This window comes from Pseudomonas sp. R1-7, assembly GCF_051132105.1.
Taxonomy (GTDB): Bacteria; Pseudomonadota; Gammaproteobacteria; order Pseudomonadales; family Pseudomonadaceae; genus Aquipseudomonas.
Map to the genome: position 1 here is coordinate 5,267,642 of NZ_CP071661.1, position 12,848 is coordinate 5,280,489.

The following is a 12,848-nucleotide window of genomic DNA, read 5'->3' on the forward strand; positions in this document are numbered from 1 at the left end:
TGGTTCCCTCAGGTGAAACACCACACCAACCCTTGCATTGCAAGCCAGGCAAAAACGCCGGCCAGCACGTCGTCGAGCATGATGCCGACACCCCCGTGTACCTTCCGGTCGATCCAGCGGATCGGCCATGGCTTGAGGATATCGAAGAAGCGGAACACCAGGAAACCCGCCAACAACCAGTGCCAACCTTCAGGCACCAGCCACAAGGTGATCCACATGCCGACCATTTCGTCCCAGACGATACCTTCATGGTCATGGACCCGCAGGTCATCCGCCACTTTGCCGCACAGCCAGAAGCCAAACAGCATGGTGATGCCCAGCATCAGCCAGTAGCCCCAATCCGGTAACATCTGCCACAACGGTATGAAGGGTAGCGCAACCAGCGAGCCCCAGGTGCCCGGGGCCTTGGGCAAGGTGCCCGAACCGAAGCCAAACGCCAGGAAATGCCAGGGATTGCGCCAGACCGAGGGCGGAACGAATTCCGCCGGAACCTGGTTGGGATGATCTGTCACGGTGTCTCCCGAAAATGTTGATAGCCCCGTATCTGCGGGGTGATGTCGCGCCCAAGGCTGTCGACCAGCATGACGCCCTGCCCCGCCGTGACACTGCCGACAACATGGATCGGCCAGCCTTCGGCCAGAAGTGCCGACAATCGGACCGACGGCAGGGTAAACAGCAATATGTAGTCGTCCCCGCCGCTCAGGGCGGCGTGTTGCGCGTCCGACTGGCCAAGCAAAGCCAGCAGAGCGTTGGACAGCGGCAGCCGGTCACGTTCAACCGTCAACGCGACGCCGGACGCCAGCGCAATATGCCCACAATCCGCCAGCAGCCCATCGGAAATGTCCATCGCCGCGCTGGCCTTGCCCCGCAATGCCAGGCCAAGGTCGATTTGCGGTCGCGGTGACCAGTAATGCGCCAACAACGGCTCGGCCACCGCAGGATCGGCGCTGCGCTGGCCGAGCACCAGCGGTAATGCACCAGCGGCATTACCCAGCTCACCGCCGACACAGAGCAGATCGCCGGGCTGCGCGCCGCTGCGGGTCAAGGCCTGGCCGGACGGCACGTGGCCGAACACGGTCAGGGTCAGGCTCAGCGGCCCCCGGGTGGTATCGCCCCCCACCAACGCCACGCCGCACGCCCGGGCCGTCTCGCTCAACCCGTGGGCATAGGCTTGTAGCCAATCGGCGGTAACCGTCGGCAGGGTCAGGGCAAGGGTAAAGGCGAAAGGGCTGGCGCCCATGGCGGCCAGGTCACTGACCGCAACGGCCAGCGAACGCTGGCCGAGCAGGAACGGATCGCAGGGTTCCGGGAAATGCACACCGGCGACCAGCGTGTCGGTGGACACCGCCAGCTGTTCCCCGGGGGGAACGGCCAGCAAGGCGCAGTCGTCACCGATCCCGAGCGCAACGCCCTCGCCGCCCTGCGCGCAAGGCGCGGCGGCGAAGTAGTTACGGATCAGCTCAAACTCGCCCATAGTCAGTCGTTACAAGCGCCAATCAGCGCTTGAACGCCTTCACTTCAGCTTCACGCAGGCGCGGGGCGAGCTTGTCGAGCACGCCGTTGACGAACTTGTGGCCGTCGGTGGAACCGAAGACTTTCGCCAGCTCGATCCCTTCGTTGATCACCACGCGGTACGGTACGTCGACGCGCTGCATCAGCTCCCAGGTGGACAGGCGCAACACCGCCAGCTCGACCGGATCCAGCTCATCGATGGTCAGATCCAGGCAAGGTGCCAGGGCTTTGTCGATTTCGGTCTTGTGGGCCGGGACGCCGTGCAGGATTTCGCGGAAGTACGCGCCATCGACATCACTGAAATCGTTATCGACCCGAAACTGCGCTTCGATCTCGTTCAGCGATTGCTTGGCCATGTGCCATTGGTACAGGGCCTGGGTCGCCAACTGACGCGCTTCGCGGCGCTTGACGCTCTTCGAAGGCTTGCCGGCATCCGCGGGCTTTGGATCGCGCGGGTTGAAACGATCGCTTTCGTCGCTAATCACTTGGCCTCCAACTGCGCCAGCAGGCTGACCATTTCCAGGGCGGACAGGGCAGCTTCGGCGCCTTTGTTACCGGCCTTGGTGCCGGAACGTTCAATGGCTTGCTCGATGGAATCAACGGTCAGTACGCCGAAGGCAACCGGCACGCCGAATTCCATGGACACCTGGGCCAGGCCCTTGGTGCATTCGCCAGCTACGTATTCGAAGTGCGGAGTACCGCCACGAATGACCGCACCCAAGGCGATGATCGCTGCAAATTCGCCCTTTTGAGCGACTTTCTGCGCAACCAGCGGAATTTCGAAGGCGCCAGGCGCGCGGATGATGGTGATGTCGCTTTCGCTCACGCCATGGCGAACGAGGGCATCGACCGCGCCGTCGACCAGGCTCTCAACCACGAAGCTGTTGAAACGGCCAACTACCAGCGCGTAGCGGCCCTTGGGGGCGATGAAGGTACCTTCGATGGTCTTCAGGGTCATTCGTCAGATCTCTTAAAGAGCCGGAGCACGTTCTATACGCGCTCCTCAGTGATATTAGCCACGAAAAACAGGGCCGGGAAATCCCGGGCCATTATTCGGAGGGCACGTATTCTACAACTTCCAGATCGAAACCGGATATCGCATTAAATTTCATCGGCGCGCTCATCAGGCGCATCTTGCGTACACCCAGGTCGCGCAGGATCTGCGAACCGGCACCGACAATGCTGTAGGTGGTCGGTTTTTTCACCGGCTGTTGCTCGGCGGTTTCGCGGATATGCGCCAGCAATACATCGCCATCGAGCGGGTGTCCGAGCAGCAGCACCACGCCGCTGCCGGCCTCGGCCACGGTGGCCATGGCGGCGCGCAGGCTCCAGCGGCCCGGTTGCTTGACCATCAGCAGGTCGCGCAGCGGATCCATGTTATGCACGCGAACCAGGGTCGGTTCTTCAGCGCAGACAGTGCCCAGGGTCAGCGCCATGTGCACGTCGCCTTCCACCGAATCACGGTAGGTCACCAGGTTGAACTGGCCCAGCTCGCTGTCCAGCGGCTGCTCGGCAATCCGCTGAACGGTACGCTCATGGATCATCCGGTAGTGGATCAGGTCGGCGATGGTGCCAATCTTGATGTTGTGCTCAAGGGCAAAAGCTTCCAGTTCAGCGCGACGGGACATGGTGCCGTCGTCGTTCATCACTTCGCAGATGACACCGGCGGGCTCGAATCCGGCCATGCGCGCCAGGTCGCACGCCGCTTCGGTGTGGCCGGCGCGGGCCAGGGTGCCGCCGGCCTGGGCCATCAGCGGGAAGATGTGGCCGGGGCTGACGATATCTTCGGCCTTGGCGTCGGCCGCCGCAGCGGCTTGCACGGTGCGCGCGCGGTCAGCGGCGGAGATACCGGTGGTCACGCCCTCGGCGGCCTCGATCGACACGGTGAACTTGGTGCCGAAGCCCGAGCCGTTGCGCGGTGCCATCAGCGGCAGCTTCAACAGCTCGCAGCGCTCGCGGGTCATCGGCATGCAGATCAGGCCGCGGGCATGCTTGGCCATGAAATTGATGTGTTCGGCCTTGCAGCATTCGGCGGCCATGATCAGGTCGCCTTCGTTCTCGCGGTCTTCGTCATCCATGAGGATGACCATCTTGCCTTGGCGGATGTCTTCAACCAGTTCTTCGATGTTATTGAGCGCCACGCGGCACCCCCTTGGGTCAGGATTTGAGGTAGCCATTGGCGGCCAGAAAACTTTCAGTGATGTTACCCGGCTTTTGTGGGGAGCCAGGCTCTGCGGCCTTATCACCCAATAACAGGCGCTCCAGGTAACGGGCCAACAGGTCGACTTCCAGGTTGACCCGGCGACCTGGCCGGTACGAAGCCATGATGGTTTCGCTCAGCGTGTGCGGAATGATCGTCAGCATGAACTCGGCGCCATCCACCGCGTTGACTGTCAGGCTGGTACCGTCGACGGTGATCGAGCCTTTATGGGCGATGTACTTGGCCAGTTCTTTCGGGGCGCGAATGCGAAACTCGACGGCCCGGGCATTATCGGTACGCGAGACCACTTCACCGACACCGTCGACGTGGCCGCTGACCAGGTGCCCGCCCAGGCGCGTGGTGGGCGTGAGGGCTTTTTCCAGATTGACCGGGCTGCCACTCTTGAGGTCGTTCATCGCGGTGCAGTCGAGGGTTTCGCGGCTGACATCCGCCAGGAAACCATTGCCTGGCAGCTCGACGGCGGTCAGGCAGACGCCATTCACGGCGATGCTGTCGCCCAACTTGACGTCGCTCAGGTCGAGCTTGCCGGTTTCGACATGGACCCGCACATCCCCACCCTTGGGGGTGAGTGCGCGAATGCTGCCGATGGATTCGATGATGCCGGTAAACATGGAGTCCTCCTCGAGAACGGGCCGCCGCTTGAGCGAAAGCCGGAAATTATACGCTCGCCAGCGCAACGGGGATGGCAATGACTCGCCAGTCATCGCCCACGGCACGAATGTCGGTGATTTTCAGCTGCGGCGCGTCTTTCATCTGCGCCAACGGCCAGTCGAGCAAAGGCCGTGCTGTGGAACCCAGGAACCTGCCGGCGATGAAAATCTGGAACTCATCCACCAGGCCTTGCCGGGCAAAGGCTCCCGCCAGGCGCGGGCCGGCTTCCACCAGCACGTCATTCACGCCTCGGGCCGCCAATTCAACCAACAGGCGCCGCAGATCGACCTGACCGTCTTCCCCCGCCACGATCATGCATTCGGGACCGTTGGCGTACTGTTCTTCCACCGCCATGCAAGTAGCGACGAGCGCCGGGCCGGCCTTGAAGAACGGCGCGTCCAGCGGCACCCGCAAGCGGCCGTCCACCAAGACCCGCAACGGCGGACGGCTCATGACCAACGCGGTCTGCTCGGCATCGAGCCCCAACTCATCGGCGCGCACGGTCAGCCGGGCGTTATCCGCCAGCACCGTATCGGCGCCGGTCAGCACAACGCTGGCCTGGGCGCGCAGGCGCTGCACTGCCGAGCGTGCGGCGGGGCCGGTGATCCATTGGCTCTCGCCGCTTTCCATGGCGGTGCGGCCATCGAGGCTCATGGCGAGCTTGACCCGTACGAACGGCAGGCCGTGCTCCATGCGCTTGAGAAAACCTTCGTTGAGCTTTCGCGCTTCGCCTTCCAGCACACCGCTTTCGGTGGCGATGCCGGCCTGGGCCAGCCGCTGCAGGCCGCGCCCGGCCACTTCGGGATTGGGATCTTGCATCGCGGCCACCACCCGCGCCACGCCGGCATTGACCAACGCATCGGCGCACGGCGGCGTACGCCCATGGTGGCTGCACGGTTCGAGGGTCACGTAGGCCGTGGCGCCTCGGGCATTGTCACCGGCAGCGCGCAGGGCATGGACTTCGGCGTGGGGCTCGCCGGCGCGGATGTGCCAGCCTTCGCCGACGACTTCGCCGCCCCGCACGATCACGCAACCGACGCGAGGGTTGGGATGGGTGGTGTAATGGCCCCGTCGCGCCAACTCCAGGGCGCGAGCCATGTAGTGGGCGTCGAGGATGGCCTGCTGCGCCGAGGCGGTCATTCTTTCACCGGCTCGCGGGCCAGGCGGTCGATTTCCTCGCGGAACTCGTTGAGATCCTGGAAGCGCCGGTACACCGAGGCGAAGCGGATGTAGGCCACTTCATCGAGCTTTTGCAGCTCGGCCATCACCAGCTCGCCGACGACGAGGGACTTGACCTCGCGTTCACCGGTGGCCCGCAGCTTGTGCTTGATGTGCACCAGCGCGGCTTCCAGGCGCTCGACGCTTACCGGGCGTTTTTCCAGGGCGCGCTGCATGCCGGCGCGCAGTTTTTCTTCATCGAACGGCTGGCGACTGCCGTCGGTCTTGATCAGGCGCGGCAACACCAATTCAGCGGTCTCGAACGTCGTGAAACGCTCGCCGCAGGCCAGGCATTCGCGGCGGCGGCGGACCTGTTCGCCCTCGGCGACCAGTCGCGAATCGATGACTTTGGTGTCGTTGGCACCGCAGAAGGGACAGTGCATGGTGGCAGGCAACAAAAAAAGGGAGGGCCATGGTAGCGCATCCCACTGGCAAGACAAGCCATAGGGTTTACGGTATACAGACGGGCTTATCGCCAGATCCATGGAATTCACCTTGCTGGAGCCACCCATGCCGCTACGATCCATTGTTTTGCTCAGTCTTTTCAGCCTGCTGATGGCGTGCAGCAGCGACGCCCCCAAACCCACCCCGCCCGCCCCGGCGCCCGCGCCAAAGCAAGCTCAGGAAAAGGCCCGGCAGGCCACGGAGTTGGGCCCGCTGCCGGCGCATCAGCGTGAGCTGAGCGGCACGTTGCAAGGCGTTCCGACCGGAGCCGAGGTCGAGTTGGCGCTGTTGGTGATCGATGACAAGGATCGTCCGCAGCAACTGCTCGCCAGTTCCAGCCTGATCGGCACCAACCGTGCCCTGCCCTTCCGCCTGCGCTTCAACCCCGAAGCGTTCCCGGTCGGCGCCCGTGTGGAACTGCGCGGCCGCGCCAGCCAGTCGGGGCAACTGATCCTGCACTTGCCGGAACAACGCATTGCACAACCGACCACCCAGGCGCTGGGCGACCTGCAATTTGTCAAAGCTCCATGAAGGCACCGCAGCACCTGCAAGATGCGTTGGGCGAGCTGCTCGGTGATGCGCGCCTGGTGAGCTGTCCGTTACCCGGCACTGACCTTGAGTTGTGGCTGATTGACGGCGACAACATGGACCGCGCCTTCAGCCCGGAGGAAACCCGCCGCATCCTCCACGAGCCGCCCTACTGGAGTTTCTGCTGGGCCAGCGGCCTGGCGATGGCCCGTTACCTGGCCGAACAGCCGCAGTGGGTCGAGGGCAAGCGAGTGCTGGATTTCGGCGCCGGCTCCGGCGTGGCGGGGGTCGCGGCGATCAAGGCAGGGGCGCTGGAAGTGGTAGCGTGCGATCTGGACCCGCTGGCGATTGCCGCGTGCCAGGCTAATGCATTGCTTAATGGCGTAACGTTGAGCTATTCGACGGATTTTTTCGCCGAGGCTGATCGCTTCGACCTGATCCTGGTTGCCGATGTGCTTTACGACCGGGCCAACCTGCCGCTGCTCGATCAATTCCTCAGCCGTGGCCGCGAAGCGCTAGTGGCCGATTCCCGCGTGCGGGATTTCCAGCATCCGCTGTATCGGCGCATCGAAATGCTCGAGGCCATGACCCTGCCGGACCTGGCCGAGCCGGAGGAGTTTCGGCATGTGAGCCTGTATCACGCACGGCGTGGTTGAAAGCCCTCCGCTTTCAGCCACCCCCCACCAAGCCGTATAGTTGCCCTATTCAAGCGTTCTACGAGATTCCCATGACCCAGGACACGCCTTACATCTTCGACGCCACCACGGCCGATTTCGACCAATCGGTGATCGCCAACTCTTTCCACAAACCGGTGCTGGTGGATTTCTGGGCCGAGTGGTGCGCGCCCTGCAAGGCGCTGATGCCAATGTTGCAAGGCATCGCCGAGAGTTATCGGGGTGAACTGCTGCTGGCCAAGGTCAACTGCGACATCGAGCAAGACATCGTTGCCCGCTTCGGCATTCGCAGCCTGCCGACGGTGGTGCTGTTCAAGGATGGCCAGCCGGTCGACGGTTTTGCCGGGGCCCAGCCGGAATCGGCGGTGCGGGCGATGCTCGAACCCCATGTGCAGATGCCGCCTCCCGCCGCCGCCGATCCGTTCGAACAGGCCCAGGCGCTGTTCGATGACGGCCGCTTCGCCGACGCCGAAGCCGTGCTCACGGTGCTGTTGGGCGAAGACAACACCAACGCCAAGGCGCTGATCCTCTATGCGCGTTGCCTGACCGAGCGCGGCGAGCTGGGCGAGGCGCAGACGGTGCTCGACGCGGTGAAAAGCGATGAACACAAGGCCGCGCTGGCCGGCGCCAAGGCGCAGATCCAGTTCCTCGGCCTGGCCAAGGATCTACCGGACGCCGCCGACCTCAAGGCGCGCCTGGCGAAAGATCCACTGGACGATGAGGCGGTGTACCAACTGGCGATCCAGCAACTCGCCCGCCAGCAGTACGAACCTGCGCTCGAGGCGCTGCTCAAGCTGTTCATCCGCAATCGCAGCTACAGCGAAGGCCTGCCCCACAAGACGCTGCTGCAAGTGTTCGAACTGCTGGGCAACGACCACCCACTGGTGACGACCTACCGTCGCAAGCTGTTCGCCGCGCTTTACTGACCGACCCAGCTGTAGAGCGGCGTATCCCCGCCGCTCAATACCTTGACCTCGGCGCTATGGCGCAGGCGCACCAACAGGCGCTTGCCTGACGAGGCGCTACCGGTCAGGCCTTCGAGTTGCTCCAGCAAGTCCGGGCCGCTCAATTGTCCGGCCTTGCGCAGCAGCTCCCGGGCGATCTGCCACTGGGCGTCGTCCTGATTCGTCGATTTGGCGGGAGCCGTGGTCGCCCCCTCTGATTTGGCGACTTGCAGCTGCGCGCCGAGCTGCGCCCAGTCGCCTTCATCCATCTCGATCGTCAAGTCCACCGGCCACTCACCGACCGTCCCGCGTATCCGCAACATCAGCGTGCTCCTGAAGATTTCATCTGCCCATGCTCCCATGGGCCTTGCGCGACGCCAAGCAGACGGTCAAACTCTCCGCGCTTTCGTTATAAGATTACATAACCTTTTGGAGATTCGTCATGCGTCGTTTGCTGCTTGCCTTGCCGTTCGCCCTGCTACCGCTGGCTATCGCCCATGCGGCGGCGGAGCATGACCACGATCATGATCACGAGCACGGCAGCCTGGGCGCCCATGAACACGGCGTCGCCCGGTTGAACGCGGCATTGGACGGCCAGACCCTGGAACTGGAGCTGGAAAGCCCGGCGATGAACCTGGTGGGTTTCGAACACTCCGCCACCAGCGATGCCGACAAGGCGAAGGTCGCGGCCGTGCGCGCGCAGTTGGAAAAACCCCTGGCGTTGTTCAATCTGCCGGCTGCTGCCAAATGCACCGTGGCACAGCAGGAGCTGGAAAGCCCGTTGTTTGATGATGAACCGGACCACGATCACGACCATGGCGAAGACGCCGATGGCGACGAGCACCACGGCGAGCACAGTGAGATCCATGCCGATTATCAATTCACCTGCGCGGTCCCGGATGCGCTGAAGAACCTGGACCTGGCGACATTGTTCAAGACTTTCCCAGCCACCCAGAAAATCCAGGTACAACTGATCAGCCCGAGCGGCCAGCAAGGCGTGGAAGTGACCGCCAAGGCGCCAGCACTGAAATTCTAAGGACACCAAAAATCCATCGTGGGAGCTTGCTCCGGGCGGCGATCCGACGATGAGGCCAGCACATTCAACATGGATGTTGTCTGACACACCGCTATCGCGAGCAAGTCCGCTCCCACAAGGGTTCACCTAGATCTGACCGGTTTCATATGACCCAAGCACTCATCGAATTGTCCGACCTTGGCTTCAGCTGGCCCGGGCATCCGCCACTGCTGGATATCCCGGCGTTTCGCCTGGAGGCCGGGGAAACCTTGTTCCTCAAGGGACCGAGCGGCAGCGGCAAGACCACCTTGCTGGGGCTTCTGGGCGGTGTGCAAACGCCGGATCGCGGCAGCATCCGCCTGCTTGGCCAGGAACTCAGCGAGTTGAGCGCGAGCAGCCGCGACCGTTTTCGCGTGGACCACACCGGCTACATCTTCCAGCAGTTCAACCTGCTGCCGTTTCTCTCGGTGCGCGAAAACGTCGAACTGCCCTGCCATTTCTCCAAACTGCGCGCGCAACGGGCTATCCAGCGCCACGGCAGTGTCGATCAAGCCGCCGCCACGCTGCTGGCCCACCTCGGCCTGACCGATCCAAGCCTGTTGGAGCGTCGCGCCGATGCATTGTCCATCGGCCAGCAACAACGGGTCGCCGCCGCGCGCGCCTTGATCGGCCAACCGGAACTGGTCATCGCCGACGAACCGACCTCGGCCCTGGACTACGACGCCCGGGAGAACTTCCTGCGTCTGTTGTTTGCCGAATGCCGCGAAGCCGGGTCGAGCCTGTTGTTCGTCAGTCACGACCAGAGCCTGGCGCCGCTGTTCGACCGCCACCTCTCGCTGGCCGATCTCAATCGCGCCGCCACGCCACTCGAGGTTTGAGATGTATTTGCTCCGTCTAGCCATGGCCAGCCTGGCGAACCGCCGCTTTACTGCGATCCTTACTGCATTTGCCATTGCCCTGTCGGTCTGCCTGTTGCTGGCGGTGGAGCGAGTGCGCACCGAGGCGCGGGCCAGTTTCGCCAGTACCATCAGCGGCACCGACCTGATCGTCGGAGCCCGCTCCGGTTCCGTGAACCTGCTGCTGTACTCGGTGTTTCGCATCGGCAACGCCACCAACAACATTCGCTGGGACAGCTTCGAGCAGTTCGCCAACAACCCGAAAGTGAAATGGGCGATTCCCATGTCCCTCGGCGATTCCCATCGTGGTTATCGGGTGATGGGCACCACCGAAGCCTATTTCGACCATTACCAGTACGGCCGCCGACAACATCTGGAGCTGGCCGATGGCCGGGCGTTCGCCACCGATCCGTTCGAAGTGGTGCTTGGCGCGGAAGTGGCCGAGGCGCTGCATTACACGTTGGGGGAAAAGCTGGTGCTGGCCCACGGCGTGGCGGCGATCAGCCTGGTCAAGCATGACGACAAGCCTTTTACCGTGGTCGGGATTCTCAAGCGCACCGGCACGCCGGTGGACCGCACGTTGCACATCAGCCTCGGCGGCATGGAAGCCATCCATATCGATTGGAAGAATGGCGTGCCGGCCCAAGGCAACGGCCGTATCAGCGCTGACCAGGCCCGCAACATGGACCTTACGCCGAAAGCGATCACCGCGTTCATGCTTGGCCTCAACAGCAAGATTTCGACCTTCGCCTTGCAACGCGAGATCAACGAATTCCGTGGCGAACCGCTGCTGGCGATCCTGCCCGGTGTGGCGTTGCAGGAATTGTGGAGCCTGATGGGCACGGCGGAGAAAGCCTTGTTCGTGATTTCGCTGTTCGTCGTGTTGACCGGATTGATCGGCATGCTCACGGCGATTCTCACCAGCCTCAACGAACGCCGCCGGGAGATGGCGATCCTGCGTTCGGTGGGCGCGCGGCCGTGGCATATCGCAAGCCTGCTGGTGCTTGAAGCCTTCGCCCTGGCGCTGGCCGGCGTCACCGCCGGGCTGGCCTTGCTGTACATCGGCATCGCCGCCGCACAGGGTTATGTGCAGTCCGCCTATGGCTTGTATTTGCCGCTGGGCTGGCCAAGCGAATATGAATGGACGCTGCTGGCTGGCATTCTGGTCGCCGCCCTGCTGATGGGCAGCGTGCCGGCCTGGCGCGCCTATCGCCAATCGTTGGCCGATGGCCTGTCGATCCGTTTATGAGGACGTTGAAAATGCCCCGCGCCCTGCTTGCGCTGTTGATGATGGTCGCCCTGCCGCTGTGGGCCGCCGAGCCGAGGGACCTGGCCTGGTCGGAAATGATCCCGCCGGACGCGCCGCCGGAAGTGCCGAACATGACGCCCCTGCACGACCTGTCGAAGATGAGCGATGCCCTGGCTGCCGAATCCGCCCCTGCGGCCAAGCAGGACATGCCCAACGCCCCGGTGGTCAAGGCCCTCGACGGCCAGCAGATCCGCTTGCCCGGTTATATCGTGCCGCTGGAAGTCAGCGAGGAAGGCCGCACCACGGATTTTCTGCTGGTGCCGTATTTCGGCGCCTGCATCCATGTGCCGCCACCGCCGTCGAACCAGATCGTGCATGTAAAAAGCGAACTCGGGGTCAAGCTCGACGAGCTGTACCAACCGTACTGGGTCGAAGGGCCGATGCAGGTCAAGCCGTCCACCAGTGAACTGGCCGATGCGGGGTATCAGATGGAGGCGGAGAAGATTTATATGTATGAACTGCCGGAGTGAATCCGGTGGTGATGGGTTGTTGATGAGATAGCTATCGCGAGCAAGCTCGCGAAAGGGCCCTCGAAATTGACTCATTATCGTTTCATTGAGCTGAGTCAATTAAACACCCCCTGACTCATTGAGCTGAGTCAAAAGACCGGACCAGAGGGCTTCGTACCATGGGACATCAATTTTCGATGCCCTTTGGAGCCCCCATGAACAAGTCCTTGCTCAGCGCTTCCCTTATCGCGCTCGCCCTCGCTGCCCCGCTCGCCCAGGCCCACACAGCCGGCGACATCATCGTTCGCGCTGGCGCCATCACCGTCAACCCGGACGCCGACAGTTCCAGCGTCAAGGTCGACCGTGGCCCGCTGGCAGGCGCCGACCTGGGCGGCAAGGCGACCATGAGCAGCGACACCCAGTTGGGCCTGAACTTCGCCTACATGCTCACCAACAACTGGGGGATCGAGCTGCTGGCGGCCTCGCCGTTCGAGCATGACGTAAAAATCAAAGGCACCGCCCTCGGCGCCGCAAACAACAAGCTCGGCACCCTCAAGCACCTGCCGCCGACCCTGAGCGTGGTCTACTACCCGCTTGACGCCAAATCGGCCTTCCAGCCTTATGTCGGCGCGGGCATCAACTACACCTGGATCTATGACGAGCACGTCGGCAGCGAAGCCAGCGCCAACGGTTTCAGCAACTTCCGCGCGAAGAACAGCTGGGGCATGGCCTGGCAAGTCGGTGCCGACTACATGTTGACCGACAACATCATGATCAACGGCCAGATCCGCTACATCGACATCGACACCACGGCCTATGTCGACAACAACGCCGTGGCCGCCGGTACCCGCGCCAAGGTGGATGTCGACGTAGACCCGTTCGTCTACATGGTGGGGTTGGGTTACAAGTTCTGAACCCGTACACGATAGCGAGGTGACTACACACCCCTCGCCACAGGTTTCACTTGCCACAAAAGCAATGCATGAC

17 protein-coding genes are annotated in these 12,848 nt (G+C 63.0%); 8 read left to right on the forward strand and 9 right to left on the reverse strand.

Going from position 1 to position 12,848, the window contains the following annotated elements; all coding sequences use genetic code 11:
• Nucleotides 1-8: 8 nt before the first annotated feature.
• The 8 genes from J3P79_RS23700 to nrdR all read right to left on the reverse strand — a co-directional run bounded on the left by J3P79_RS23700 (nucleotide 9) and on the right by nrdR (nucleotide 5,985).
• Entirely contained in the window at nucleotides 9-512 is a 504-nt protein-coding gene (locus J3P79_RS23700; protein WP_434606062.1) for a phosphatidylglycerophosphatase A family protein, read from the reverse strand.
• Nucleotides 509-1,474 carry a thiamine-phosphate kinase gene (gene thiL / locus J3P79_RS23705; RefSeq protein ID WP_434606064.1) on the reverse strand — a complete coding sequence of 322 codons (966 nt, stop codon included), beginning with the start codon at nucleotides 1,472-1,474 and terminating at the stop codon, nucleotides 509-511. The genes J3P79_RS23700 and thiL overlap by 4 nt, the downstream gene beginning before the upstream one ends.
• 22 nt (nucleotides 1,475-1,496) lie before the next feature.
• A complete protein-coding gene (gene nusB, locus J3P79_RS23710; RefSeq protein WP_434606066.1) occupies nucleotides 1,497-1,997 on the reverse strand; it encodes a transcription antitermination factor NusB in 501 nt (166 codons plus the stop codon).
• Nucleotides 1,994-2,470: a 6,7-dimethyl-8-ribityllumazine synthase gene (gene ribH / locus J3P79_RS23715; protein WP_072395576.1), complete on the reverse strand. Its 477-nt coding sequence runs from the start codon at nucleotides 2,468-2,470 to the stop codon at nucleotides 1,994-1,996. The genes nusB and ribH overlap by 4 nt, the downstream gene beginning before the upstream one ends.
• A gap of 91 nt (nucleotides 2,471-2,561) precedes the next feature.
• Complete coding sequence (gene ribBA / locus J3P79_RS23720) at nucleotides 2,562-3,653, reverse strand: bifunctional 3,4-dihydroxy-2-butanone-4-phosphate synthase/GTP cyclohydrolase II (RefSeq protein WP_434606069.1); 1,092 nt, start codon at nucleotides 3,651-3,653, stop codon at nucleotides 2,562-2,564.
• Between the two features lie 16 nt (nucleotides 3,654-3,669).
• A complete protein-coding gene (locus tag J3P79_RS23725; RefSeq protein ID WP_039594268.1) occupies nucleotides 3,670-4,344 on the reverse strand; it encodes a riboflavin synthase in 675 nt (224 codons plus the stop codon).
• 46 nt (nucleotides 4,345-4,390) lie between these two features.
• Complete coding sequence (gene ribD / locus J3P79_RS23730) at nucleotides 4,391-5,524, reverse strand: bifunctional diaminohydroxyphosphoribosylaminopyrimidine deaminase/5-amino-6-(5-phosphoribosylamino)uracil reductase RibD (RefSeq protein ID WP_434606071.1); 1,134 nt, start codon at nucleotides 5,522-5,524, stop codon at nucleotides 4,391-4,393.
• Entirely contained in the window at nucleotides 5,521-5,985 is a 465-nt protein-coding gene (gene nrdR, locus J3P79_RS23735; protein ID WP_013694316.1) for a transcriptional regulator NrdR, read from the reverse strand. The genes ribD and nrdR overlap by 4 nt, the downstream gene beginning before the upstream one ends.
• Nucleotides 5,986-6,112: 127 nt before the next feature.
• Here nrdR and J3P79_RS23740 point away from each other — a divergent pair, with 127 nt between their 5' ends.
• The 3 genes from J3P79_RS23740 (at nucleotide 6,113) to trxA (ending at nucleotide 8,174) form a co-directional block, all read left to right on the forward strand.
• Nucleotides 6,113-6,577 carry a YbaY family lipoprotein gene (locus J3P79_RS23740; RefSeq protein WP_434606074.1) on the forward strand — a complete coding sequence of 155 codons (465 nt, stop codon included), beginning with the start codon at nucleotides 6,113-6,115 and terminating at the stop codon, nucleotides 6,575-6,577.
• On the forward strand, nucleotides 6,574-7,230 hold the full coding sequence (locus J3P79_RS23745; RefSeq protein WP_434606076.1) for a class I SAM-dependent methyltransferase: 657 nt from the start codon (nucleotides 6,574-6,576) through the stop codon (nucleotides 7,228-7,230). The genes J3P79_RS23740 and J3P79_RS23745 overlap by 4 nt, the downstream gene beginning before the upstream one ends.
• Before the next feature lie 71 nt (nucleotides 7,231-7,301).
• Nucleotides 7,302-8,174 (forward strand): thioredoxin, encoded by an 873-nt coding sequence (trxA, locus tag J3P79_RS23750; protein WP_434606078.1) that lies wholly within the window; start codon nucleotides 7,302-7,304, stop codon nucleotides 8,172-8,174.
• Here the strand turns inward: trxA and J3P79_RS23755 are convergent.
• Complete coding sequence (locus J3P79_RS23755; RefSeq protein ID WP_434606080.1) at nucleotides 8,168-8,515, reverse strand: hypothetical protein; 348 nt, start codon at nucleotides 8,513-8,515, stop codon at nucleotides 8,168-8,170. The genes trxA and J3P79_RS23755 overlap by 7 nt on opposite strands.
• Nucleotides 8,516-8,634: 119 nt before the next feature.
• Here J3P79_RS23755 and J3P79_RS23760 point away from each other — a divergent pair, with 119 nt between their 5' ends.
• From J3P79_RS23760 to J3P79_RS23780, 5 genes are all read left to right on the forward strand, one after another.
• A complete protein-coding gene (locus J3P79_RS23760; protein ID WP_434606083.1) occupies nucleotides 8,635-9,228 on the forward strand; it encodes a DUF2796 domain-containing protein in 594 nt (197 codons plus the stop codon).
• Between the two features lie 146 nt (nucleotides 9,229-9,374).
• Nucleotides 9,375-10,085, forward strand: coding sequence for an ABC transporter ATP-binding protein (locus J3P79_RS23765; protein ID WP_434606084.1), 711 nt, complete (start codon nucleotides 9,375-9,377; stop codon nucleotides 10,083-10,085).
• 1 nt (nucleotide 10,086) lies between these two features.
• On the forward strand, nucleotides 10,087-11,352 hold the full coding sequence (locus J3P79_RS23770; protein ID WP_434606086.1) for an ABC transporter permease: 1,266 nt from the start codon (nucleotides 10,087-10,089) through the stop codon (nucleotides 11,350-11,352).
• 11 nt (nucleotides 11,353-11,363) lie between these two features.
• Complete coding sequence (locus J3P79_RS23775) at nucleotides 11,364-11,882, forward strand: DUF3299 domain-containing protein (protein ID WP_434606089.1); 519 nt, start codon at nucleotides 11,364-11,366, stop codon at nucleotides 11,880-11,882.
• Between the two features lie 194 nt (nucleotides 11,883-12,076).
• The gene (locus tag J3P79_RS23780) at nucleotides 12,077-12,775 is read left to right on the forward strand and encodes an OmpW/AlkL family protein (RefSeq protein WP_039594278.1); all 699 of its coding nucleotides are present in this window, start codon (nucleotides 12,077-12,079) and stop codon (nucleotides 12,773-12,775) included.
• Nucleotides 12,776-12,848: the final 73 nt, after the last annotated feature.

Excerpts from the sequence above, each read along its gene's own strand:
- thiL (WP_434606064.1), bottom strand. The coding sequence starts at position 1,474 with ATGGGCGAGTTTGAGCTGATCCGTAACTACTTCGCCGCCGCGCCTTGC.
- ribH (WP_072395576.1), bottom strand. The coding sequence starts at position 2,470 with ATGACCCTGAAGACCATCGAAGGTACCTTCATCGCCCCCAAGGGCCGC.
- J3P79_RS23725 (WP_039594268.1), bottom strand. The coding sequence starts at position 4,344 with ATGTTTACCGGCATCATCGAATCCATCGGCAGCATTCGCGCACTCACC.
- ribD (WP_434606071.1), bottom strand. The coding sequence starts at position 5,524 with ATGACCGCCTCGGCGCAGCAGGCCATCCTCGACGCCCACTACATGGCT.
- nrdR (WP_013694316.1), bottom strand. The coding sequence starts at position 5,985 with ATGCACTGTCCCTTCTGCGGTGCCAACGACACCAAAGTCATCGATTCG.
- J3P79_RS23740 (WP_434606074.1), top strand. The coding sequence starts at position 6,113 with ATGCCGCTACGATCCATTGTTTTGCTCAGTCTTTTCAGCCTGCTGATG.
- J3P79_RS23745 (WP_434606076.1), top strand. The coding sequence starts at position 6,574 with ATGAAGGCACCGCAGCACCTGCAAGATGCGTTGGGCGAGCTGCTCGGT.
- trxA (WP_434606078.1), top strand. The coding sequence starts at position 7,302 with ATGACCCAGGACACGCCTTACATCTTCGACGCCACCACGGCCGATTTC.
- J3P79_RS23755 (WP_434606080.1), bottom strand. The coding sequence starts at position 8,515 with ATGTTGCGGATACGCGGGACGGTCGGTGAGTGGCCGGTGGACTTGACG.
- J3P79_RS23760 (WP_434606083.1), top strand. The coding sequence starts at position 8,635 with ATGCGTCGTTTGCTGCTTGCCTTGCCGTTCGCCCTGCTACCGCTGGCT.
- J3P79_RS23765 (WP_434606084.1), top strand. The coding sequence starts at position 9,375 with ATGACCCAAGCACTCATCGAATTGTCCGACCTTGGCTTCAGCTGGCCC.
- J3P79_RS23770 (WP_434606086.1), top strand. The coding sequence starts at position 10,087 with ATGTATTTGCTCCGTCTAGCCATGGCCAGCCTGGCGAACCGCCGCTTT.
- J3P79_RS23775 (WP_434606089.1), top strand. The coding sequence starts at position 11,364 with ATGCCCCGCGCCCTGCTTGCGCTGTTGATGATGGTCGCCCTGCCGCTG.
- J3P79_RS23780 (WP_039594278.1), top strand. The coding sequence starts at position 12,077 with ATGAACAAGTCCTTGCTCAGCGCTTCCCTTATCGCGCTCGCCCTCGCT.